The following is a 23,516-nucleotide window of genomic DNA, read 5'->3' as shown; positions in this document are numbered from 1 at the left end:
AAGGATATGGGAGATTTAAAAATATCAATTAATATACCTCTTGATGAGAATGGAATGTTAGGCAGAGAATGCTTAGAGTGCGAACAATATTTTAAATTAAAACCAGGCACTGGATTAGAAACAGACCATTGCCACTGTCCATACTGTGAATACGAAGGAAAATCTGATACATTTTGGACTCAAGCACAATTGGAATATGCTCGGAGTATAGCTATGCAACAAGCATTTAATAAAATTCTAAAACCACAACTTGATAAGTTAACAAACTCTTTTAAACAATTAGAAAGAAGTTCAAGAAATAGCTTGATTCAATTCAAGGTGAAAACTACAGGTCATAACTTTAGATTTCCAATCAAATATTACACTGAGAAAGAGCTAGAAACAAATTTGACTTGTGATAATTGCGGACTTGAATTTGCTATTTATGGTGTATTTTCAAATTGTCCAGACTGTAATGAAACTAATGCATTTCTTATTTATGAAAAATCACTTGAAGTAATTAAAAAGAAATTGGATATTTTTTCAAAACCTGAGATTCCAGAGGATATTTTAGAGATTTCATTAAGCTCAATTTTGACCACAGGTATTTCAGCATTTGATGGATTAGGTAAAGAATTAAGAAAGAAAAAACCTGACCATTATCCTTCAAAGCCCCAAAATCTATTTCAGAACCTATATGTTCTGAATGAGAAAATGGACAACTTTATTTCAGACAGACATTCTGATTTTAATAGTTTAATAAAGTATTTTCAAATTCGACACATTTTTGAGCATAATATGGGAGTTGTAGATTCTGATTGTGTAAAAAAAGTACCTGAATTAAATTATTTGATTGGAAGAAAATACAAACTAACTAATTCGGAGTTAGGTAGATTCATCGAATTAATGACAGAATTAGGTGATGTGATTAAAGAAAATTATAATGAATAATAACTGCACACAACATTTTGTATAAGTAATGGCAGGCAAAGTGCTAAATATCAAGGTTTGTAGCCCGCCCAAACTGCGTAGCGGTTTGATAGGAAACTACCACGCAATCTGCCACTACTCATACAATTTACCGTTGGCAATAATTAAAAAAAACAGTATGAAATATATTCAAATTCTAATATTATTATTCATTTCTTGTAAAAAAGATAAACCAAATGAATTTAATCTTGAAGTGAAAGTAAATGGAGATTACAAAGGATATTTATATCTAAATTATGATAATATAAAAGACAGTTCTTTAGTAACAAATGGAAAAGCGTTTTTTAAAGGTTCTGTTTCTTACCCAATTAGCGCATCTTACAGCACAAATTATATTTCAGCAAACGAGAAGAATTTTTACCTTGAAAATGAGGAAATAGAAACCGAAATAACAATCTCAAAAAAGAAAATTAAAGAATACAATATTTATTGGATTACTATAAATAGGATTACTGGTACTAAAACCTCAATTTTAGTAAAAGATTTTGAGGATTTTAAACAAAAATTTTCCTCTGACAAAGATTGGCAAAAAGAACTTTATGAAAAACTACAAAAAATCATAACTCAAAACCCAAATCATAGATATTCAGGAGATTTACTTTCTGAAATTTCAAATGACACTATTTTAAGTAAAGAACAAATCGGACAATTATATAATAAGCTTAACATTAAGTCTCAAGACCCTTTTTCTATTAAATCTATAAAATTTAAAGCTTTCCCAGAATATAAAATAAAAGTCAATGATTCAATTTATGATTTTGTCTTACCAAATAAAGAGGATGATTTAATAAGCACCAAAGATTTTAGAGGACAAATTCTATTTATCGATTTTTGGGCTGCTTGGTGTAAACCTTGTCGAGCTCAATTTCCAGAATTGACAATTATAAACAATGACTTCGAGGAAAAAGGAGTAAAAATTCTTGGTGTATCCATCGATGAAAAAAAAGATGATTGGCTTAAAGCTATGGGTACAGAAAAACCAAAATGGGAGAACGTAATTGACACGGAAGGTTTTGCAGGGAATTTGGCAAATAAGTATGGCATATTTGCTATTCCTTATAATATTTTAGTTGATGAAAAAGGGAAAGTAATCGCAAACGATATTAGTTTAGAGAAGTTAAGAAAAGTCTTGGACTCAATAACAAGTGGCAGAAAAACTATTGCCAACACCGTGTATAATTAATTGCTTTGGCAAGTGCTTATTTGGAAAATTCCTTCGGAATTTTCATGGGTTCGTATTTGTTTACTAAATTAGTTGCTTAACCACGCAACTAACCATACACAAAAACGATGATAACACATTCGCCAAAGGCGAACTTTAATCTGCGCTGCTTCGCAGACAAAGCATCTTAAAGTAAATGTGTTATCATCACAAGGGTTAAACCAAATTACACCAACAGCAAATCAATAGACTATCGCCTTTAGCGGGCTTCGAGCCAAAACGTGCGACATCGTCGGTTAAAAGTAATTTGGCCCTGGCCCTCGAATTCCCAATCTAATAAATTCTACAATATACACCTCGCCTCGCGAGGCTAATTGACGACCAATAATTAGAGAGTATAAGGAAGTCCTCTTCTCTAATTATTGTTTTAGAATTTATTATCTTTTCATTCTCGTACCAGAACTACGTTTAACCCTTGTGTTGGCAACAAGCTGAAAAATGAAAATAAAATCAACATTAATATTAGTTTTAATAATTTGTTTGACACAAATATCTTTCGGGCAGAATAAACTGAAGATAGAGAAATCAGAAAATTCTCGACTAACTAAAGTCCTGAATAATTCAGAACTAATTGGAGAGAATAGAGAAAATTATCTGTCCGTAAAAATATATACAATCGACAACGGAACCGGAAGCGCAGGATTAGAAAGTTGTGAAGTTTCACATAACTTGTTAATTGCGGTTTCTGAATTTGACGAAGAACCGAATCAGAATCTTTTCGAAATTGGACCTTTTTATAATCCAAAGTTTATTAAATGGACTGAAATAAAAGAATATGAAAGAGAATTTGAAGTCGAATTTGGAATTTATAATAATAGAAAGACAGTAAGGCTGAAAGTAAATATTAACGAATTGAAATTGGAAAAATAAAAGCCAGTTGCCAACACCTCATAAAATTTATGCTCAAATCGGAACTAGTACAAACCGACAAACATTCAACAAAAATATTGCTACGGCGGAAAAATCTCCGATTTTTACGTCGCACAAATCTTATAAAAACTCGTTGTGCTTCATTATGACCAACCGTTAACCAATGATAAAATTCTTTAGAAAAATTAGACAAAATTTACTTTCAGAAAGAAAAACTGGAAAGTATTTTAAATATGCAATTGGAGAAATTGTTCTTGTGGTTCTTGGAATTTTGATTGCGCTACAGATTAATAATTGGAATGAGTCAAGAAAAGACTCGATAAGCGAATTAACTGCTTTAAAGGATTTAAGACAAGAGTTCTCGAAAAACACCAAAGTATTTAAAGAGCATCATCAATTCAAAATAAATACGACCTTAAAATGGGTTGCCTTTATATCCAAAATCTCAGATCCTAATTTGACAGAATCAAACCTAACATTTAGACCCACTGCAATTGGAGTTAGGACTTATAACCCATCAAAAAGCATTTTGAATTCCATTTTATCAACAGGGAAAATTGACAAAGTAGAAAATGATTCCTTAAAATATTTTCTTACAGATTGGAATGACATACTCTTAGATTATATGGAAGATGAAGCAAGACATCTTGATTTCTGGGATAAAGAAATAACCGTTTTAGAAAGGAAGTTAATACCTTATCGCTATTATAATGTGGATTCCATTGATACACTTAAAAATGATTTCAAAAGTGAAATTGAAACAAATAAATTGTTTTTAGAAGCCTATAGCAGTTTAGAATATCAAAATTTACTTTTAAGAAATGTTTATTTTTTACAAGAAAATGTTAGAAACGGGGAACATATCTTGAAGACTTACAAATTAATCAATCAATTATTAGAAGAAGAAGTAAAACTGAAAGAATAACGAAAGCACAACAATGGCTATAAGTAATTGCTTGTCCTCGCTTATCTCTGAAAATTTGCTAACGCACAGTTCGCACTAAGTGCTCGTGTCTCGCGGATTTTCAGCTTTGTGTGTACTTGTAAAGTTAAGTGCAAAACCACGCAACTACTCAAATCCGAAACCGTTGGCAACAATTATGACAAACTGCTAACCAATGATACTATCGAGCCAAGATTTACATAGTAAATTAAATGTCCGGTGGGGACCGAACGTTAATAAAATGTCTAGTAGACATTTTTAGAGAGGAGCCAGCGCTGAGGGGCAGGCATAAGATAGCCCTGCATCACTATCTGTCCCGATGAAAAAACTTTAGCGGGCAGGCGGCGCTTGCGGACAAACTTAATGCTTAAATTAGATTTATGATTAAATTTTTCAGACGTATAAGATATAAGCTTATGAGTGAAAACAAAACCGGAAAGTATTTTAAATATGCAATTGGAGAGATTGTTCTTGTAGTTGTTGGAATTTTGATTGCGTTAGGAATAAACAATTGGAATGAGAACAGAAAATTAAGATTAGCTGAGTTAGAAACGCTTTCTGAAATACAAGTGGCGCTTAATCAGGATATATCTGTTTTATCTATTAACTTAAAAAGTTTAGAAAATAAAATACTTCATAGTAGAGAGGTAATATTGCATATTGAAAACAAGTTGCCTTATGATAAAAAACTGGACAGCTTATTTATGGATGTATACTATCATAGGGGTTACAAAACTTTTAACAACTCTGGATTTGAGTTATTAAAAGAAAGAGGTTTTGATATTGTTCAAAACACTGAATTAAGAAAACGAATCACGAAACACTACACAACAGAATTGGCAGATATAAATGGAATTCTTTCTAGAATTGAACAATTAGGTTTGATACAAGCCGAAAATATATACGATAACTTTAAAATTACTAAAATTTCAGAGGGTTTTGGAGGATTGATGATAGCTTATGATTACAAGCATCTATTGAATGACCCAAAAGTTTTAGGACCATTTTACCATTTAGAACTTTTGAATTTGGCATACGAACGAAATTTAATGATATTCAAAGAAAAAACTGAAAAGACATTAAAAATGGTTAACAACGAATTGGAAAACCGTAAAAAATAACGAAAGCACAACAACGTTTATATTTTATTGCTGGCTTCTCGCCTACTTACGAAAATTTGCTACGCACAGTTCGCACTACATGCTCGTGTCGGCGGAATGATACTCGCGTACCATTCCGTAACGAAACCATAGCCAAAACTGTTGTGCGTCATTAAGACAAAATCCAATTAATCAAATGAAATCCTAAACAAAAAATAAGTTACTCTGAAATATATTTGAAATAAATGCAATATATATATTACATTTTGAAATATTTATATTACATTTGTGACATGGTAAATATAAAAATCAAATTAGCACGAGTAGAAAAAGGACTTTCGCAACAAGACCTTGCTGATTTGGTTGATGCTACCCGACAAACAATAGGATTGATTGAGAAGGGCAAATATAATCCTTCTCTTAATTTATGCATAAATATTGCAAAAGCGTTAGATAGGACATTAAACGATTTATTCTGGTATGAAGAGGAAAAATAAAAAGCCATTTCTTAATATGGACGAAAGAAATAAGCAAATCGCTTTTAAAGTGATTGCAGTAATGTATTTTTTAACAATAATTGCTATGCAGGGTATTGTAATATACAGGCAATTTTCTCTTGGACAAAACATTGGAAATTTTGAAGATATTGCAATCATCATGACAATAAACTCAATATTTTTAATAAGTGCTCTTTTATATTTTGGTGCTTTACCAATCAGAAAATTAAAAGTTAAGAATATGATACTGATTTATTTGGGATTTGTCATTCTTGGAAGTGTCTTCACATTTGCGAAGTATAATATTTTTCAAAGTCAGGTATTAACATTAGAACAGGTGTTTGACAAACTTAAAATTATTGCAGCCATTATTGGACTTCTAATGGGATTTTGGATTTTACTATCATTTTTAGGCAAAAAACGAATTGACAAAGAATTGGAATAATTAATATAAAAAAGAGAATTCAAATGGGTAAAGACACTGGAAATTATAGGAGATTTATTTTTATCGGAATAATTATTATAGCACTTGGTATTACTTTTACAACAACACTAAAAGATACTGTTGGTTCATTAGGAACTGTATTAGTCGCAGTTGGTGGATTATTTTTTATAATTGGTATGAGTAAGAAACGAAAAGAAGATGAACAGAAAAATAAATAACGAACGCATAACAATGGCTATACGTAATGCGGGCTATAGTGCTGATATGAAATTAATTACATTAAACAAGCTTTTCGGTGGGCGGACAGTGAAGTGCCTTGAAATCCCACACTATGTATAGCCGAGCCTATGATAACACATTATTCATGTCACTTTTATTGCATTAAATAGGTATTCATCTATTCGCTCCGCTCGGGTCGCCAAAGGCGAACTTTAATCTGCGCTGCTTCGCAGACAAAGCATCTTAAAGTAAATGTGTTATCATCACAAGGGTTAAATACCTTGTATTCACGAACTCATTGTTCCTTAATTTAACTGACGTGAGTAAACCAAATTACACTAACAGCAAATCAATAGACTATCGCCTTTAGCGGGCTTCGAGCCAAATCGAGCCCGCGAGATTCATGAGCTCAAAAAATAAAATCATGGCGAATAAAACGTGCGACATCGTCGGTTAAAAGTAATTTAGTTCATGGAACTTCTGTTTTAATAAATATATATTCATGAAATCGAAGATTTGCTAGCTAAATCAAGATTCGGCATAGCCAATGCTGCGCATGTGGCCCTGGCCCTCGAATTCCCAATCTAATAAATTCTACAATATACACCTCGCCTCGCGAGGCTATTTGACGACCAATAATTAGAGAGTATAAGGAAGTCCTCTTCTCTAATTATTGTTTTAGAATTTATTATCTTTTCATTCTCGTACCAGAACAAAGCCTGTCTCGACGTAAGGAGAGGTTTAACCCTTGTGTTGTGTGCCATTTTTAAATAGATCTTAAAACTTAAAATTCTCAAATTATGACTACCAATGCAGTCAAAGAATGGAATCGATTAAAAAAGTTTACAATACTTTTCTTTTCGGCTTTTTTTGCCTTGGAAATCATCCCTTCTTTTATAAATTTTTTTATAAGAAGTACTGATGGTTACTATTATCCGTCATTTTTTGTTCAAAATTATATCCTTCGGCTTCATGACATTCCAAAATGGACTCACCAAGTATCAAGAGGCGGAGATACCTTAGATGATTGGATTCAGCACTTAGCATATATCATAATAGCCATTATAGTAGCCTTAATTTTCCTAGTTGTCGATAAAAGAAAAAACTATTCGCAGTTACTGCTATGGACAAAAATCGGAATCAGGTATTTTTTAGGCCCAGTTATGTTTCTATATGGAGTTAATAAACTTTTTTTAAATCAAATGGTTTATCCTAAGCTGAGTTACTTCTACACCCCGTTAGGAGATTTCTATCCTATGGATCTGGTATGGACATTTGTGGGTTACTCGGCGACATATCAATTTATCGGTGGTCTTCTTGAGTTTATAGCAGGAATATTGATCATGTTCCGAAGAACTTTAGTGCTTGGTTTACTCCTGTTTGTTGGGGTAATGAGTCAAATTTTGATGTATAATTACTTTTATGGTGTTGGGGTAAAAACTTTTTCTACACTATTAATGATCATGGGATTGTTTCTGCTAGTAAAATATATCCCTAAACTCATCGACTTTCTTCTTCTCGGCAAATCTTCTACAATTGAAGTGTCTGAATTAACTATCAAAACACCTTGGAAAAAGAAGGCACGATTACTCTTAAAGTATGGCTTTATTGTCTTTGCTCTTATTTTTATAGTGCAACGTAATTACGATTTGTACAATCGTTTGAACAGCTACTCACCCATTGCTATTGAAGGTGCTTATGATGTCTATTCTTTTAAAGTCAATGGTACAGAAAACACCAATTACTTTGACACTGAACGATGGAACCAAATTGTGGTAAACAAAAGCCTAGACGGCAAGTCTAGTGACGGTCATGTATCACTTGGCACCACTATACGGCAATTAGCCCATTTTGAAATTGACAGCTTAAACCAATTAACAGTAACATTTATTAGAGACAGTTTGGTGGTGTTTAAAGGGGTTAATAATATTTCAGGAGATTCTCTTGTTTGGAATGGTAAGATGGGAAATGATACCGCACAATTCATCCTAAAAAAGAACAAAAGAGAATTACCGCTTCATGAAAGGCCTTTTAGGCTAATCAATCCAACTAATGGTTCAGAAAATCTCAGAATAAGAAAATAGAATTAATGAGCTTAAAATGTAAAGGTAAAAAGACAAGGATATTAAAATAAAACAGCGTAGAACAACGGCTATAATCCATTGCTAGGAATGAACATCAATAAATAATTGTAACTTTAAAACGACTGATTTGCTGCAGTTGAAAATCTAATAATTTTCTACCTCCAAAGAAATCATAGCCCATTCATTACCAATCATATAGAACCAACAGAATGATTAAAAAAATTATTATAGTACTATTCTTACTAATTGGGGTTAATCAGGTAAAATCACAAGATGAAGGCCAAATTGTAATCGGCACTAAACATATACTCCACTCCAATATTTTGAATGAAGATAGAGAATATTGGGTTAGCCTACCTGAATCTTACAGCAAAGAAGGATCATCCTATAAGAAATACCCGTTGCTCATCCTACTTGATGGGAATATACACTTTAAACCAATATCAGGTATGGTCAACTATATGAGTTCCGATATATACCGAAGTTGGAAAATTCCAGAGATGATTGTAGTTGGTATTCAAAATGTTGATAGAAGAAGAGACTATACACCGGACAAAATTGTTACCGTAAGAGAGAATAATTCAGGTGGTGGAGAAAGCTTTCTAAGTTTTTTGAAAGATGAACTTATTCCCGAAATGGATCAAAAGTATAGAACAGGCCCTTATCGAATCCTTTTTGGACATTCTTTAGGTGGTTTACTGGCTACTCATGCCTATATGAAAGAAGAGACTCCTTTCAATGCATTCATTGCCGTTGACCCAAGCTTTGGCACATGGGACGAAAAAACAATGGACAAAAAATTAGATGCCGTGACTAGTCGATCATTTGAAAGATTCATTTACATAGCAACTGCAAATTGGGGCAAAATAAATTTCAGAAATCGTGATCGTCATATAAGGTTATACGAGGCATTGAACAGTAAATGTGAAGGTGGATTTCCTGCAAAATTGGAGTACTTTGAAAATGAAAACCATGGGTCTGTTCCACCTATAGCTTTTTATAATGGCATTTCAACCATTTTTGAAGGCTACGGAATTTCCTATCGCAATGTGGAAAGCATAGAGGAACTAATTCAACATTTTCAGTCACTTTCTCACCGGCTTTCATGGGATTTTAGGCCACCGGAGCATCTAGTGAATCGAATAGGTTATAGAATGCTTCAAAGTCGAGATGAAATGGACAAGTCCAAGGCTTTAGCATTTTTCATCTTGAATACAAAAAATTTTCCTGATTCGTTTAATGCTTATGATAGCTTGGGAGAGGCTTATGAAGCAATGGGCGATAATGAAAAAGCAATCGAAAATTATAAAAAATCACTTGAGCTCTATCCTCATAACGAACACGCCAGATTAAAGATAGAAAGCTTAGACAATGACGAATAAATACGATTGGTAACATTGTATAAAAGCGCGTTAAACGCTAACATAAAAGTAGGTAATTACGAATAAAATCTGTGTTTAATTGATAAGTTAATGCGTAAAATCCGCTACTATTCTTATACTAACCGTTAGCTTTAATTTAAATGAAATCAAAAGCAGAACACAAATTTTTTACAGCAAGTGGAATATGGTATTTGCTAACTGTATTTTGGGGTTTTGCTCCTTCATTTTACCTTTCAAAATATTTTGAAAACCCTGACCCATTACCTAATCACCTTGTAATTCACGGAATTGTTTTCACAATTTGGACACTCTTATATGTTGTTCAGGTTTTTCTAATTCGATACAAAAATTTTCGAATCCATCAATCGCTCGGAATTTTCGGGCTTTTTATTTTTATTCTAATGATTCCAACTGGAATTTTCCCTTCAATTTATAAAGTGTATGCAGGTACTACAACAATTGATGGTGCCGGACACAATGTTTTTAGATTATTTTCAGGTTATATATTATTTTCTTTCGCATTTATCTATAGAAAAAAAAGCGTTTCTTCATAAACGATTAATGTTAGGTGGCATGGTTATGCTGATGAGTGCAGCTATTTTTCGAATGTCGTTTGATTTAAATATGCAGACTAGTCAACTATTCAATAAGGGGCTTCAAGTATTGCCTGCTATTACACTATTTGTTTTTGATTTAGTTCGTTACAAAAAAGTTGTTCTTATTGATCTGTTATCTGTAATTGCGGTATTTGGCATTTTTTTCTTTGCTGACTATTTCTGGTTGTCAATCTTTGGAGAAGCATATATGAACTTCTTGATTTCCATATTTGTAACACCTTTCTTATAAATGACAAATAAAAAACTAAAGCTAACAACGTGTATCATGCATTGCTGCTTCTAGCCTACTTGGAAAATCCTACGGATTTTCCTCAGGTTCGTGACTTTTTACTAACTTAGTTGCTAGCACAACGCAACACATCATACACATTCTCGTTGGTGGTCATGCCTAAAGAATACGTAAACCAAAAAAACAAGAGAAATATGAAAAGTAAAAAACCAAAAATTAAAAAAGACAATTTTATAAGAAAAGCAATTAGTCTTACTTTGTCAATACTGATTATGACTATTGGTTATATCCCTGAATCAAGAGCCTGTACAAGAGTGGTGTACAAAGGACCAAACAATACTGTACTTACTGGAAGAACAATGGATTTTTCGTTGGAGATTCCAGCAAACCAATGGATTTTTCCAAGGGGAATAAAACGAAATGGAGAAGTCGGCAAAAATTCAATTGAATGGATTTCCAAATATGGAAGTTTAGCAGTTAGTTCTTGGGATATATCTACTACAGACGGGATGAATGAAAAGGGTTTGGTGGCAAATATGCTTTGGTTGGTTGAATCCGAGTATCCAACTTTCGAAAAAGAAGGCAGTAAAAAAGGAATGGCAATTTCTCTTTGGGCACAATATGTTTTGGACAACTTCGCTACTGTTGCAGAAGCTGTTTCCGCTTTAGAAAAAGAAACATTTGCAGTAGTGTCTGATTTTATACCTGGTACTAACAAATTTACAACTGTTCATTTATCTATTTCCGATGCAAAAGGAGATAATGCCATTCTCGAATACATTAAAGGAAAATTGGTTATTCATCACGATTCTTCTTATACGGTAATGACCAATGACCCGCCTTACGAGCAACAATTGGCCATCGCCAAGTACTGGGAAAATATTCCGGGAAAAACCTTTCTTCCAGGTTCTGTAACTGCTTCAGACCGTTTTGTAAGAGCTAATTTTTTTATCAACGCAATACCACAAACCGACAATACTCGTGTAGCGGTAGCGAGTGTTTTTAGTGTGATACGAAATGTGTCAGTTCCCTACGGATTTGAAATTGAAGGATATCCTAATCTATCGACAACCAGATGGAGAGCCGTAGCCGACCAAAAGAATTTAGTTTATTATTTTGAAACAGCACTTACCCCGAACGCATTTTGGGTTGATTTAAAAAAAATAGATTTCAATAAAGAGGCAAGTGTTAGAAAATTAGAATTGTCAAACAACAAAACATATTGTGGAGAAACTTCTGGTGATTTTGTAAATACTAAACCATTTAAATTCATTGGTCTTTAATATCACTCGAATAACTTCAAAATTTCAGCAGTACACAAAAAAGTAAAATAATATAGGTAATAAAAGCACGAACCACCAACAATGGCTATAAGAAACGGCGCCGTTTCCCCTACTTCTGAAAATTTGCTAAAGCACAGTTCACTTCGTTCGTGTCTATTCGGTTTGTATTTGCTAAATTAGTTGCTACAACGCGCAACGAAATCATACTCAAACACGTTGGTATTCATTATGAATAAGAAGATATGAAATTAGCAAAAGCACTTTGGATATTCGGAAATTTGTTGGTAAACATTACCATTGGAATTTATATTTATCTTTCGAGTAAAGCGCCATTAGATCCCGTTGAAAGACATAATTATATAAACGAGAATTGGGATATTTATGCAAGCCATTGGAAAGCTGAGTTTGTTTTTATGACTATGATTGCAATTGGAGCAATTTATTTCGCTATTAACTTTAAAAAGATTAGTTGGACGTTAGTTTCTGTTGGCCAATTAATTTTACTCAGTTTATATCCAATTATGCTTGGCGGTTATCAAAATACGCCTTTTGAAATTGCAGAAATGGCTGATCAAATGGCTATCGTCGTTTTTGTATTTGGAAATATAGTTTTCCTTGGAGGTCTGTTACATCTATATCTCTATGACTCGTTATTAAATAAATGGATTCGATTTTCTGCTGTTGGCTTTGCAAGTATTGCACTAATTGCGTTTTCCATATCATTCATGGGTTTTATCAGCTGGAAACAAGCATTAATAATAGGGCCTCTCACAATTTTACTTTTTCTAATTAATGCGTATTATGGCTTCAAAATCAAATTAGAAAACATTAAAAAATAATTAACGAAATGCCAACAATGAATATAGCACATTAAAACGCGCCATATACTGAACGTAGTGCTTCATTACCAGAAACTTCTAACCAATGATTAAGTTCTTTCGAAAAATTAGATACGACCTAATGGGAAAAAATAAAACAGGTAAATACCTAAAATATGCTGTCGGTGAAATTGTGCTGGTGGTTATTGGAATATTGATTGCATTGAGCATTAATAATTGGAATGAGAACAGAAAGGAAGATAAAATATCGCAAGAATATCTCACTGGAATAAATAACGATATGATAAAAGATCTCGAACAAATCGACGAAATCCTCAAAGAACAAATTATTTCTATTAGCCTAATATCCAATATTGATAATGTTTTTGTAGAGGTGTTTCATGAACCAGAAAAACATGAGAGTTTCTTTAATGCGGTAGACACATCAAAAGTCAAATATCTTTTTTCAAGAGGTAAATCTTACAGACCCAGAAGAGGTACTTATAATTCGTTAATTTCGGATGGAAAGTCAGGCTTTATTAAAAACCGCAATGCCTTTCAACTTATCCAAGAGATCTACGACGAAGAAAACTTGAGAGTCGCGAGTTCGTATGAGGCTATTAAAGAAATTGAAAGTAAAATGATATTGATGTATCCATACCAAAAAAAGTATTGGACTTATTCAGATTTAAAAAAATCAAAAGATGATAAAATATTTTTGGATCTTTCAAACTTCACTGAACAGAAATATTTCTACGCTGGAAACCTTTTTAGGCTTAAAGAAAAAATGTTATCTGTTTTGAAAATATTTGAAACGGAAATAATAAATAAATAACTAAAGTACAACACCGTACCGTTATCTGGCATAAATAAAAAACTAAATGAGACACTATTCAATTTTACAAATTTTAATACTAATCATTATTACTAGTTGTAATACAGAAACATCAAAACAAACACCAAAGGGTATTTCTTTGCCTTCTGATTTTGGATTGATTAAAGATGTAATATACGGTCACGACTATGGCATGGCTATGACCTTTGATGTTTATGTACCACAGAATCCTAATGGAGCTGGGGTAATATTAACAAACAGCGGTGGCTGGACATCACCCTATGATACATTCAAAATAGAGGAAAACGGTAAATATAGATATACCACTGATAAAGAAATGTCTCAGATGAATACTTGGCATGTGCTTAGTCCAAAAGCCTTGGTTTCAAATGGATATACGGTGTTCGAAGTGAGACATGGTAGCCAACCGAAATTCCTAATGTCTGAAATTGCCTTACACATTAGGAGAGCAGTTAAATTTATAATACATCATGCCGTAGATTATAATCTAGACACGAATCGAATTGGGCTATGGGGAGGTAGTGCCAGCGGTCATCTGTCTTTGCTAATTGGCCTTACTCCTGAGATAGCTCTAATTGATGCTAAAGAGGAATGGGAACAAACCCGCAGTTCTATATCTGCAATTGCAGTTTTTGCTGCTCCAGCAGATCTTGGAAAATTCGTTAGTGACAATCCTAAGGAACTAGAGAATAGACCTGTTCTTAGAATGAAGGATGAGCAGTTTCAAGAATATGCACCGGTGACCTATGCTTCAAAGGATGACCCTCCTACCCTAATAATGCATGGAAATGCAGACAAAGTTGTGCCATTGATTCAAGGTCAACTAATGTACTCCGCACTGCAGCAAGCGGGAGTGGAATCTCATTTTATTGTTTTCGAGAACACAACCCATTCTCCCACAGTTGAACAAGCAAGGAGAGGGGTTGATGAAGCGCTGGCATGGTTTGATAAACATTTGGGAAATAAATCAAAGGATTAAAAAAACGCTAAATAACATCAAGTATAATAAATTACTTTGCCAAATATTTGTTTACTACATTAGTTGCTTGACCACGCAAACAACTATATACTGAACCTTTAGCCTTCATTATAACCAACCAATAAGATTCCGGCTTTCTCGGGAAATAGAATATGATAAAATTCTTCAGATTATCGAAACTTAATTATGCAACGTCAAATCAATGGTCTGGTAGACCTTTGATTGAGATAGCCTCTTGCGGAACCATTAAAAGCAACAAACATGATTAAGTTCTTTAGACACATTCGACAGCGACTACTTTCAGAAGGTAAAACTGGAAAGTACTTTAAATATGCTATTGGTGAAATTTTGCTTGTTGTGATTGGTATTCTGATTGCTTTGCAGATTAATACCTGGAATGAATCTAGGAAACAAAAACAAATTGAAAAACAGGTTTTAAAAAGCCTATTTCAAGAAATTGAAAAAGACAAAACTGCACTCAAGCAAATTGATTACAGATATAAAAAAGACTTACTTGATATATCTTATTATAGAAAACTCTATTGGAAAGAGCGGCTTAGTATGGAAGATGCATTAGATCTAAAAAAATTTTTCGGCTTTGTTAACCATGATGTAAACCCAAATCGAATCACTTATGATGAAATGATAAGTACTGGCAAGCTCTATTATTTATCAAATCAAAACTTAGTAAACAAGATTATTGATTATTATGAACTCATAGATAATCATATATATCAATCAAGACAAGATAGAATTGAATTTAGGGCAAATTTTTTTGATGTAAGTGATATGAAAGAATTCTGGTTAACGCTTTACGACAATAATAATAAAGAACTAGCCTATAATTTCGCAAATAATCAAAATACTGAAATATATAAAACGATGAAGGTGCTAACAGAATACAGTCATGCTTTAACTAGAACTACGAAAGCATCTGTAGTTAATTTGTATGAAAAAGCTCAAGAACTTCAATTATTAATTAACAAAGAACTTGATGGTACTCTAATCTTGGTTAATGACGCAAGCTTATCCAAAGAAAATGCATTAAATAATAATGAAACTTTACCAAAAAATTTATCGGGATTAGTATCATCTAGTAAAACTACCGACGAGATTATTGAAATAATTAAAAAGCAGGATACTAATAAACCCAATTATGATATTTCACAAAATCAAATCAATAGATTAGGATATTTGCTTATGGAACAAGACAAAAATGAAGATGCCTTAAAACTATTTAAACTAAATATAGAATTATACCCAAATGGATTTAACACTTATGATAGTTATGGTGAATGTCTTTTAAAATTGGGTGATACCGGAAATGCAATAAAATCTTATCAAAAGTCTTTGGAGTTAAATCCAAACAATACAAATGCTAAAATAATGCTTTCTCAATTTGAGTAAAATAACGAAAGGCTAACACTTTTTATAGTTCATTGCTAGTTCTAGCCTACTTATCAACATCTGCAAGGATTTTTGCTTAGCACAGTTCACTTCGTTGGTGTCTATTCGGTTTGAAATTGCTAAATTAGGTGCTTACGACGCGCAACGAAATCACACTCAAAAACGTAGTACTTCATTAACAGAAACCACTAACCAATGATTAAGTTCTTCCGAAAAATTAGATACGACCTAGTGGAAAAAAATAAAACAGGTAAATATCTTAAATATGCCATTGGTGAGATTATTCTTGTTGTTATTGGTATTCTCATTGCACTGAGCATAAATAATTGGAATCAAGAAAATGAAAATAAAAAGCTGGCAATAGTTTACATGAATTCACTTGCGAATGACCTAAAAAAAGACACATTGGATATAAATCGCATTACTGAAATACAACTTGAAGATAATAAGACTACAGAAAAATTATTAAAAAGAATCTATAATCCGTCTAGTAATATTGATACGATTATAAAAATCGCTAGAAACGAATTAGATGATGCTTTTAAAGTTAAAAGAGACTATTCAAATAACACCTTTAACACCATCATATCATCAGGAAATATTAATCTTCTGAATAAGAATTTAATAGATAAGTTAATGGACTTAAATAGCATGCAAGAAGACCAATTAAAACGATTTGACAGTAATCTAGATACTTATAAAAATGCAAGTATTTATTATGCACAGCATTTTACCTATTCAAAGGGGCCAACAGGTAATATTGTTGATGAAACTCTATGGAACAACGTTAGTGAAAAAGTTTTAGTAAGTAGTCTTACCAATTCTCTTACACAACGGAAATTTATGTTTGACAATACAATTAGGGGTCATTTAAAAGTGAAGGAGAAATCTGAAGAAATATTAGTACTGATTGAGAAATTGCTGAAAAAATAACAGAAGCACAACGCCGTGTAAAATTAATTGTTGTGGAATCTCCCCATCGGAAGTTCCCACGCATTAATTATCTTGGTTAACAGCAGAAATGAATTACGCCTTTTTTCGCAAATACACATACTCAAAACCGTTTTACAACAGTTGAAAAAGCAGACAATGACGAACAAAACTACATTTTAACATTACCTTTTTATAACTTTTTCATTGTTGATTACTTCACATTGAAATGCCTAAATAGCAGATTCTAGAAAATTTGACCATGGTCTTTTTCACTATCACGAATACGGATTCAAAGACCTACCGCCAATAGTTATTTTTACTGGCGGCATGTTGGCTATGAATTTTGCTTCAGAATTACCTAATAATGTGAGCCACATAATGTTAATTGCGCCTAGACCTGTACTATTTACAAACCGCGGACCTACAAGACGTTTAGATTTCAAAAAACGCCCAAACCATCAATTCTTTGGCAATGCTTCTCCTTCCATCCACGGTGCACCCGCCTTCACCAAATCTATTGCCAACAGAGACAATTTCTCTTGACTCATTTCCAATTGCGACTGTGTTGAATTTAACTGCTCATTTATCAACTGCAAAGCATTTTTATGATTCGTCGTTGGGCCATAAGTAGAATGGTCTATCCCAATTTGTAAAGAAAATAATCGTCCACCAACGGTTGGATTGGTTTTTTCTCCTGGTTCTAATTTCGATTTCTCACCATTGAGTTGTTGATCTATTTTCAGTAATTCCATTCGAACTTCTTTCAAGCGATTATCAAAACTGCCCGCTGGCGTAGGCGAATCATTCAATACTTTTTTCATGCGTTCTACACGTGTCAAAGAATTTGCTAAACTCATTTGAATCGCAGAATGTGAACGCACTGCATTTTCATATTGTCTCCAAAATCCTGCAACTTCTGCCGGTGTAGCTCCATCCAAAGCACCTTCGCGTAAAGGCACGACATCAAATTCAATTGGCTGCGATAAGGCTTTCACTGCTCCATCTACTTGCTGAAAAAGCTCAGCAGAATATTTCCCAGGCGCTGCCATCAAGGCTTTTGGCCTATCGTCCCACATGGGTGTTGGAGGTTCTTCCATGGAAATGGCATTTGGTGAAGGATACCTCAAATCCCAAGCTACACGATGAAAGCCCTTCTTTGATGAACCATTTACACGACGAACAACGCTACCATTGGAATCCTTGACTTCCAGCCAAATTTTGGGTTTACTTTCCATTCGCTCTTCTTCCAAGGCTTCCCAACCTGGGAATGCAATATTGTCTGCGTTTTTCTTTTCTTGTGTGGTTCGAGTTTCTGTTTTTGTTTTTAAATCATTTTTCAAATAGTAGGTGAACACTGCTCCAAAAGGAGGATTATCCGCCACAAAATGGTCTGCACCTTGATCACCTTTTTTTCCGTCAAAACCGAGATGTCCACGCGGAATATACCACCACGCTTTTCGGGTAGAAAACAAAGTAGCATCATTTTTAAAAACTTCGTCATTTACTTCTCGCAGTACGCTGATATCATCAAAAACATAAAAACTTCGTCCAAAAGAGGCGCCAACCAAATCATTTTCCCGTCGCTGAATCGCCAAGTCCCTAAACGATATGGTAGGAACATTACCTTGGAGTTTTATCCATTTTTGACCGGCATTAGGAGAAAAGTAAATTCCAAATTCCGTTCCAGCAAACCATAAATCTTTTTTCACATGGTCTTGCACCAGTCGCCAAACCAAAGTTCGTTCGGGTAAATTATTTTGAATGGGTTTCCAAGTTTTTCCTCGATCTGTACTTCTTAAAATATAAGGTTGGTAGTCACCATACTTGTGATTATCCATTGCCACGTATACCGTGTTGGCATCGTGTAAATCGGCTTTAATATCATTGATATAAGGCGTTTTTGGCATTCCCTTTATGGTGCTCACTTCTATTTTTCTCCAAGTTTTCCCATAATCTTCCGTTACTTGTATCAAACCATCATCGGTACCGATATATATCAAATTTTCGTTCAGCGGTGATTGAGCTATAGAAGTAATCGTGTTATAATTGGACATAGCATTTAGGTCCCAAGCATTATCCCAACTTTGTTGTTTTCCCATAATTGGTAATTCGAAACGATTTTGGTCACGTGTTAAATCGCCTGAAAGGGTTCGCCAGTCATCCCCTCGATTATCAGAAACCCAAAGTCTTTGTGAAGCATGAAAAATTCGCTTTGGTGAATGCGGACTTACCAAAATAGGTGCGTCCCAATTAAAACGCTCGTAATCTTCGTCTGCCGCTGGTTGTGGCTGAATATCCATTACCTCCCCAGTAATCATATCGATTCTTGATAAAGTGCCTTCCTGACGTTGTCCGTACATGATATTGGGGTTGCCTGGTTCGGTGGCTGGTTGATGTCCGTCCCAATCCAAGACCACTTTCCAATCTGAATTTTGAATACCGTGTATATTATCGGTTCGAGAAGGGCCGCCTTCTGTGGAATTGTCTTGGGTACCTCCAAAGATATTGTAAAAGGGCTCTGCATCATCTACTGCAACCTTGTAAAATTGAGTCAAGGGAAGATTTCCCATAAACCGCCAATGTTCTGCCAAGTCAAAAGTTTCATAAACACCGCCATCTGTGCCCATCAACAAATAATCAGGGTCATCTTTTCTGAAAGCCAAAGCATGATTATCGGAGTGTTTATGCTGTTCCTTCATACGTCGAAACGTTTTTCCACCATCTTCTGAAATCTGCACCCTCACATCCATCAAATACAATCTGTCAAATTCATGTGGGGAAGCATACAATTCCTGATAATAATGTGGTCCTGTGGCACCTGACACAGCATCAGACATCTTTTCCCAAGTTGAACCACGGTCTATAGAGCGATAAACGCCACCCTTTCGCCGGTCTAATTCAATGGCCGCGTATAGCACGTCGGGTTTATGAGGAGAAATTGCTAACCCTATTTTACCCATATTAGATTCAGGCAAACCCGTTTTGAGTTTTTCCCATGTCTCTCCCCCATCCGAACTTCGATATAATCCTGTTCCAGGGCCTCCACCCATGTATGCGGCAACGGTTCGATGTCTATCCCAAGTAGCAGCATACATTTGGTCTGGATTTCTAGGGTCAATAGCGATGTCTGTTACACCTGTCCATTCCGAATTCCCTAAAGTCTTTTTCCAGTTTTTTCCACCATCGATAGATTTGTATAATCCTCGTTCACCTCCTTTTGTCCAGAGCGGACCTTGTGAGGCGACCCAAATCACATCCGAGTTTTCGGGGTGAATCACAATTTTAGAAATATGGTTAGAATTTTTCAGTCCCATATTTTTCCAAGTTGTTCCCGCATCATCACTTCTATATACCCCATCTCCAAACGACAAATGACGGCCACCGACATTCTCACCTGTACCTACCCAAACCACATGAGGGTTATTTGGGTCAACAGTCACACAACCCGTGGCAAAAGAACCTTCTTTATCAAATATCGGCTTCCAAGTAACTCCAGCATTATGAGTTTTCCAAACCCCTCCAGAAGCAACTGCTATGTACCAGGTATTATCATCTTCGGGATGAATGACAATATCTGCAATTCGACCTGACATAAAAGCGGGCCCAATGCTTCGGAATTCTAGACCCTCAAAATTCTTGTCCGACCAAGGTTCGACGTTTTTATCTTGAGCGAAGAAAAAGGTTGACGAGAATAAGGATAGCAGAAATGTAAAGAAGATGTTTCTCATGGGTTTGTTTTTTATGAATACAAGAATTTTTTAAAAGTAATTAATTCAAATATAAAGAATTATGAACGGACTATTTACAGAAGTTAACTTCTTAAAAAAGTGTACCAACAGATTCTGAGTTTTGCGTTAAATAAGTACAATAATTAAAAAATATTAGGTCAAAATATTATAGAACACAAATAAATAATGTAAGTACAACAATGTGAATAATTGCTAACGCCAGTTCGCTTTGCTCGTGCCATTGCTACGACTCGCCTACTTATCAACATCGCAAGGATTTTTTTATTAGCATAGCTCTCTTCTTTCGTGTCTATATGGTTTGAATTTTCTAAATTAAGTGCTGAAACAAGCCACTAATCAATCAAAACAATGTTAACCTTCATTAAGGTTATTACAAATATGAACAGTAGAACTTTATCAATAATTGTTGGCACAGGCTATTTGATTATTTTCGTGGCAGCAATTTTTGCAAATTTCTTTGCGCTTGAATCTATTATTATAGACCCCATTGAAACAGTAGAGAATAATGATATAATTGTAAGGTTAGGGATAATAGCTTTCCTTATTATAGTAGTATTTGATGTTGTTGTTGCTTGGGCACTAAAGGAATTATACAGAAATCATCCTTTGACTGTTTTGAGCACCTATTTTAGAATGATGCACGCTGCACTAATGGGAGTTGCTATTTTTGCTCTACCCCTTGCGCTCAAAAAAACAACAACAGAAGATATCCTTTTACAAGTTGACACGTTCAATTACATATGGTTAATCGGGCTTTTCTTCTTTGGAATACACATTTTACTATTGAGTAAAATAGCCATTGTTCCAAGGTTTATTAAGGTTTTGCTTGCTCTTGCAGGTGTGATGTACATTGTAGATACTATAGCTCATTTTTTACTTTCAAATTATTCTGACTTTGCCTCAATATTTCTAATTTTAGTTGCTATTCCAAGTATTTTTGGAGAAATGTCATTTGCACTATGGCTTCTAATTAAAGGTGGTAAAGCAGAGGGAAAATAACGAAAGGCTAACACCGTCCATAATTCATTGCTAATACTCGCCTGCTTATGAAAATTACTAACGCCAGTTAGCTTCGCTCGTGATTTGTGGGTTTTTGCTACGCACAGTTCACTTCGTTCTGGGCTATTTGATTTGTAATTGTTAAATTAGGTGCTTGAACGTGCCACGCAAAACGCTGAAAGCGTATAATTGGTAAAGTCAACTATTAAAATTTGAGATTTTTGTTCGGCATTTTAAAAAAAGGACGTTCACAAAAACGAACTAGGGAAAATAATCAGCGAAGCTAAATCTTTCATATACACTTTAGCAGTAAATAGATAAATGAAAATTCTAAAGCGACTTTTAAAAATTGTAATCGCACTTATGGGATTATTGGTCCTAACTGTAATTATTACACTTTGGGTTGATTCATTAGGAACAAATTATCTCAAGATTAATAAAAATGAATCTCATTTTAATAATTCTTATATAATTACAAATGTCAATGTAGTACCAATGAATCAAGACACTGTTTTGTTAGATAAAATGGTGTTTGTAAAAGAGGGGATTATTGAAACGATTGCTGATACTATTGAGGTCGATGGAATTCAAATTTTTGACGGAGAGGATAAGTATCTAACACCAGGACTTATAGATATGCACGTGCATGTATGGGATAGATATGAACTCGGTTTATACCTGTCTAATGGCGTTACGGCTATTAGAAATCTTTGGGGCATGCCTATGCATTTAAAAATTAAGGAAGAGGTAAATGAGGAGAATATTTTTTCACCAGCCTTTTTTACGACAGGGCCAAAGCTTACTGGTAGAGAATTCATTGGTGACGACAATTTGAACCTAACTAATCCTAGTGAGGCTAAAGAAAAGGTGATTTCATATAAAGACAGAGGTTACGATTTTATCAAAACATATTACGGATTGGATGGAGAAATTTTTGATGCCGTCATCGAACAAGCCAAAATCTCTGAAATTGATATCGTGGCTCATCCTTCTCAAAAAGTGCCATTTTCATACCATTTAAATCCCCAAATCAAATCTATCGAACATGCCGAAGAAATTGTGCAACAACCTTTAGAGTTTGATTTAGACACCATTAAACTACAACCTATTATCAATACAATTTCGCAATCCAACCACACCAGCTATTGCCCCACACTTACGGTATTTAATAATATCTATCAAATGATGATGCACGATTCAATTTTAGATTCGGAAGCGTTGGAGTTTATGAACCCGCTCATCAAAAAAGTAGATAGTGAAAATCAATTTAACCGTTGGTTCAATGCCAAACAAGAAGATTCAACTACAGTTAATAGAATAAAAAACCAACATGATTTTCATATTACCATTGTTAGAAAGCTACATGAAGCGGGAGTACCTATAATTTGTGGAACTGATGCAGGCATTGGTGTTACCCTGCCAGGATTTTCAATACATAAAGAGCTTAAGTTTTACAAAGAAGCAGGTCTTTCTAATTATGACGTATTGAAAACGGCTACTGTAAATGCTTCCAAAACGCATTCTATTATGAATTCTATGGGAACTATTGAGCCAGGTAAAATTGCAAATTTACTATTAGTTAAGGAAAACCCTCTTTTAACCTTAGAGACACTTGAAAATCCAACCTACGTTTTTGTTAAGGGCCGGAAATTAAATAGAGAGACGTTAGATTCTTTTAATGAAAATGGAAAGCATCGAAAGAATCTAGTAGCTACTGCACTTAGGTATTTGGAAAACTTCATCGTTGAAAAATAAACTTCAGTCTTCAAAGACTATAATTAATTGCTACTACTAGTTAAGAAAACAATTTTTCTTACATTTATTCAAAGAACATCTTCGGAATTATTATGTTACGTAATTTGCCTTTCAGGTGTTGAACAACGAGCAATGCTTCGCAACTGCCAATGGCGATGAC

20 protein-coding genes are annotated in these 23,516 nt (G+C 34.1%); 19 read left to right on the top strand and 1 reads right to left on the bottom strand.

Annotation, left to right across the window (positions count from 1 at the left end):
- Positions 1-6 precede the first annotated feature (6 nt).
- From CA834_RS05745 to CA834_RS05660, 17 genes are all read left to right on the top strand, one after another.
- Positions 7-930 (top strand): hypothetical protein, encoded by a 924-nt coding sequence (locus tag CA834_RS05745; protein ID WP_094967750.1) that lies wholly within the window; start codon positions 7-9, stop codon positions 928-930.
- A 157-nt stretch (positions 931-1,087) separates the two neighbouring features.
- Complete coding sequence (locus CA834_RS05740; RefSeq protein WP_165764759.1) at positions 1,088-2,152, top strand: TlpA family protein disulfide reductase; 1,065 nt, start codon at positions 1,088-1,090, stop codon at positions 2,150-2,152.
- A 477-nt stretch (positions 2,153-2,629) separates the two neighbouring features.
- Entirely contained in the window at positions 2,630-3,061 is a 432-nt protein-coding gene (locus tag CA834_RS05735) for a hypothetical protein (RefSeq protein WP_094967707.1), read from the top strand.
- A 163-nt stretch (positions 3,062-3,224) separates the two neighbouring features.
- Complete coding sequence (locus tag CA834_RS14700; protein ID WP_206186853.1) at positions 3,225-3,986, top strand: DUF6090 family protein; 762 nt, start codon at positions 3,225-3,227, stop codon at positions 3,984-3,986.
- Positions 3,987-4,420: 434 nt separating this feature from the next.
- The gene (locus tag CA834_RS05725) at positions 4,421-5,125 is read left to right on the top strand and encodes a DUF6090 family protein (protein ID WP_165764749.1); all 705 of its coding nucleotides are present in this window, start codon (positions 4,421-4,423) and stop codon (positions 5,123-5,125) included.
- 272 nt (positions 5,126-5,397) lie between these two features.
- A complete protein-coding gene (locus tag CA834_RS05720; RefSeq protein WP_094967705.1) occupies positions 5,398-5,601 on the top strand; it encodes a helix-turn-helix transcriptional regulator in 204 nt (67 codons plus the stop codon).
- Positions 5,585-6,046: a hypothetical protein gene (locus tag CA834_RS05715; RefSeq protein WP_094967704.1), complete on the top strand. Its 462-nt coding sequence runs from the start codon at positions 5,585-5,587 to the stop codon at positions 6,044-6,046. Before CA834_RS05720 ends, CA834_RS05715 begins: the two co-directional genes overlap by 17 nt.
- A 23-nt stretch (positions 6,047-6,069) precedes the next feature.
- Positions 6,070-6,264: a hypothetical protein gene (locus CA834_RS05710; protein ID WP_094967703.1), complete on the top strand. Its 195-nt coding sequence runs from the start codon at positions 6,070-6,072 to the stop codon at positions 6,262-6,264.
- A gap of 801 nt (positions 6,265-7,065) precedes the next feature.
- Entirely contained in the window at positions 7,066-8,349 is a 1,284-nt protein-coding gene (locus CA834_RS05705; protein WP_094967702.1) for a hypothetical protein, read from the top strand.
- A gap of 209 nt (positions 8,350-8,558) precedes the next feature.
- Positions 8,559-9,731 (top strand): alpha/beta hydrolase-fold protein, encoded by a 1,173-nt coding sequence (locus CA834_RS05700; RefSeq protein WP_094967701.1) that lies wholly within the window; start codon positions 8,559-8,561, stop codon positions 9,729-9,731.
- Positions 9,732-10,172: 441 nt separating this feature from the next.
- Entirely contained in the window at positions 10,173-10,577 is a 405-nt protein-coding gene (locus CA834_RS05690; RefSeq protein ID WP_133085456.1) for a hypothetical protein, read from the top strand.
- A gap of 272 nt (positions 10,578-10,849) precedes the next feature.
- The gene (locus CA834_RS05685; RefSeq protein ID WP_094967749.1) at positions 10,850-11,860 is read left to right on the top strand and encodes a linear amide C-N hydrolase; all 1,011 of its coding nucleotides are present in this window, start codon (positions 10,850-10,852) and stop codon (positions 11,858-11,860) included.
- A gap of 242 nt (positions 11,861-12,102) precedes the next feature.
- The gene (locus tag CA834_RS05680) at positions 12,103-12,699 is read left to right on the top strand and encodes a hypothetical protein (RefSeq protein ID WP_094967698.1); all 597 of its coding nucleotides are present in this window, start codon (positions 12,103-12,105) and stop codon (positions 12,697-12,699) included.
- Between the two features lie 85 nt (positions 12,700-12,784).
- Positions 12,785-13,513, top strand: coding sequence for a DUF6090 family protein (locus tag CA834_RS05675; protein ID WP_165764748.1), 729 nt, complete (start codon positions 12,785-12,787; stop codon positions 13,511-13,513).
- A 46-nt stretch (positions 13,514-13,559) separates the two neighbouring features.
- The gene (locus CA834_RS05670; RefSeq protein ID WP_094967696.1) at positions 13,560-14,513 is read left to right on the top strand and encodes an alpha/beta hydrolase; all 954 of its coding nucleotides are present in this window, start codon (positions 13,560-13,562) and stop codon (positions 14,511-14,513) included.
- Between the two features lie 261 nt (positions 14,514-14,774).
- Positions 14,775-15,920: a DUF6090 family protein gene (locus tag CA834_RS05665; protein WP_094967695.1), complete on the top strand. Its 1,146-nt coding sequence runs from the start codon at positions 14,775-14,777 to the stop codon at positions 15,918-15,920.
- Between the two features lie 195 nt (positions 15,921-16,115).
- Positions 16,116-16,853: a DUF6090 family protein gene (locus tag CA834_RS05660; protein WP_094967694.1), complete on the top strand. Its 738-nt coding sequence runs from the start codon at positions 16,116-16,118 to the stop codon at positions 16,851-16,853.
- A 458-nt stretch (positions 16,854-17,311) separates the two neighbouring features.
- Here CA834_RS05660 and CA834_RS05655 read toward each other — a convergent pair whose 3' ends face one another.
- A complete protein-coding gene (locus CA834_RS05655; RefSeq protein WP_094967693.1) occupies positions 17,312-20,581 on the bottom strand; it encodes a VPS10 domain-containing protein in 3,270 nt (1,089 codons plus the stop codon).
- A gap of 369 nt (positions 20,582-20,950) precedes the next feature.
- Between CA834_RS05655 and CA834_RS05650 the strand changes: the two genes are divergently transcribed.
- Together CA834_RS05650 and CA834_RS05645 are read left to right on the top strand one after the other, a co-directional pair.
- The gene (locus CA834_RS05650) at positions 20,951-21,601 is read left to right on the top strand and encodes a DUF4386 domain-containing protein (RefSeq protein WP_206186847.1); all 651 of its coding nucleotides are present in this window, start codon (positions 20,951-20,953) and stop codon (positions 21,599-21,601) included.
- A 321-nt stretch (positions 21,602-21,922) separates the two neighbouring features.
- Positions 21,923-23,356, top strand: coding sequence for an amidohydrolase family protein (locus CA834_RS05645; RefSeq protein ID WP_094967692.1), 1,434 nt, complete (start codon positions 21,923-21,925; stop codon positions 23,354-23,356).
- Positions 23,357-23,516 lie beyond the last annotated feature (160 nt).

Origin of the sequence: Winogradskyella aurantia (genome assembly GCF_002266855.1) — a bacterium.
Lineage (GTDB): Bacteria > Bacteroidota > Bacteroidia > Flavobacteriales > Flavobacteriaceae > Winogradskyella > Winogradskyella aurantia.
This window is presented reverse-complemented; position numbering and strand designations above follow the sequence as displayed.

Bases quoted from the DNA above. Each gene is read 5' to 3' on its own strand.
- CA834_RS05745 (WP_094967750.1), top strand. From the start codon at position 7: ATGGGAGATTTAAAAATATCAATTAATATACCTCTTGATGAGAATGGA.
- CA834_RS05740 (WP_165764759.1), top strand. From the start codon at position 1,088: ATGAAATATATTCAAATTCTAATATTATTATTCATTTCTTGTAAAAAA.
- CA834_RS05735 (WP_094967707.1), top strand. From the start codon at position 2,630: ATGAAAATAAAATCAACATTAATATTAGTTTTAATAATTTGTTTGACA.
- CA834_RS14700 (WP_206186853.1), top strand. From the start codon at position 3,225: ATGATAAAATTCTTTAGAAAAATTAGACAAAATTTACTTTCAGAAAGA.
- CA834_RS05725 (WP_165764749.1), top strand. From the start codon at position 4,421: ATGAGTGAAAACAAAACCGGAAAGTATTTTAAATATGCAATTGGAGAG.
- CA834_RS05720 (WP_094967705.1), top strand. From the start codon at position 5,398: ATGGTAAATATAAAAATCAAATTAGCACGAGTAGAAAAAGGACTTTCG.
- CA834_RS05715 (WP_094967704.1), top strand. From the start codon at position 5,585: ATGAAGAGGAAAAATAAAAAGCCATTTCTTAATATGGACGAAAGAAAT.
- CA834_RS05710 (WP_094967703.1), top strand. From the start codon at position 6,070: ATGGGTAAAGACACTGGAAATTATAGGAGATTTATTTTTATCGGAATA.
- CA834_RS05705 (WP_094967702.1), top strand. From the start codon at position 7,066: ATGACTACCAATGCAGTCAAAGAATGGAATCGATTAAAAAAGTTTACA.
- CA834_RS05700 (WP_094967701.1), top strand. From the start codon at position 8,559: ATGATTAAAAAAATTATTATAGTACTATTCTTACTAATTGGGGTTAAT.
- CA834_RS05690 (WP_133085456.1), top strand. From the start codon at position 10,173: ATGCAGGTACTACAACAATTGATGGTGCCGGACACAATGTTTTTAGAT.
- CA834_RS05685 (WP_094967749.1), top strand. From the start codon at position 10,850: ATGACTATTGGTTATATCCCTGAATCAAGAGCCTGTACAAGAGTGGTG.
- CA834_RS05680 (WP_094967698.1), top strand. From the start codon at position 12,103: ATGAAATTAGCAAAAGCACTTTGGATATTCGGAAATTTGTTGGTAAAC.
- CA834_RS05675 (WP_165764748.1), top strand. From the start codon at position 12,785: ATGATTAAGTTCTTTCGAAAAATTAGATACGACCTAATGGGAAAAAAT.
- CA834_RS05670 (WP_094967696.1), top strand. From the start codon at position 13,560: ATGAGACACTATTCAATTTTACAAATTTTAATACTAATCATTATTACT.
- CA834_RS05665 (WP_094967695.1), top strand. From the start codon at position 14,775: ATGATTAAGTTCTTTAGACACATTCGACAGCGACTACTTTCAGAAGGT.
- CA834_RS05660 (WP_094967694.1), top strand. From the start codon at position 16,116: ATGATTAAGTTCTTCCGAAAAATTAGATACGACCTAGTGGAAAAAAAT.
- CA834_RS05655 (WP_094967693.1), bottom strand. From the start codon at position 20,581: ATGAGAAACATCTTCTTTACATTTCTGCTATCCTTATTCTCGTCAACC.
- CA834_RS05650 (WP_206186847.1), top strand. From the start codon at position 20,951: ATGTTAACCTTCATTAAGGTTATTACAAATATGAACAGTAGAACTTTA.
- CA834_RS05645 (WP_094967692.1), top strand. From the start codon at position 21,923: ATGAAAATTCTAAAGCGACTTTTAAAAATTGTAATCGCACTTATGGGA.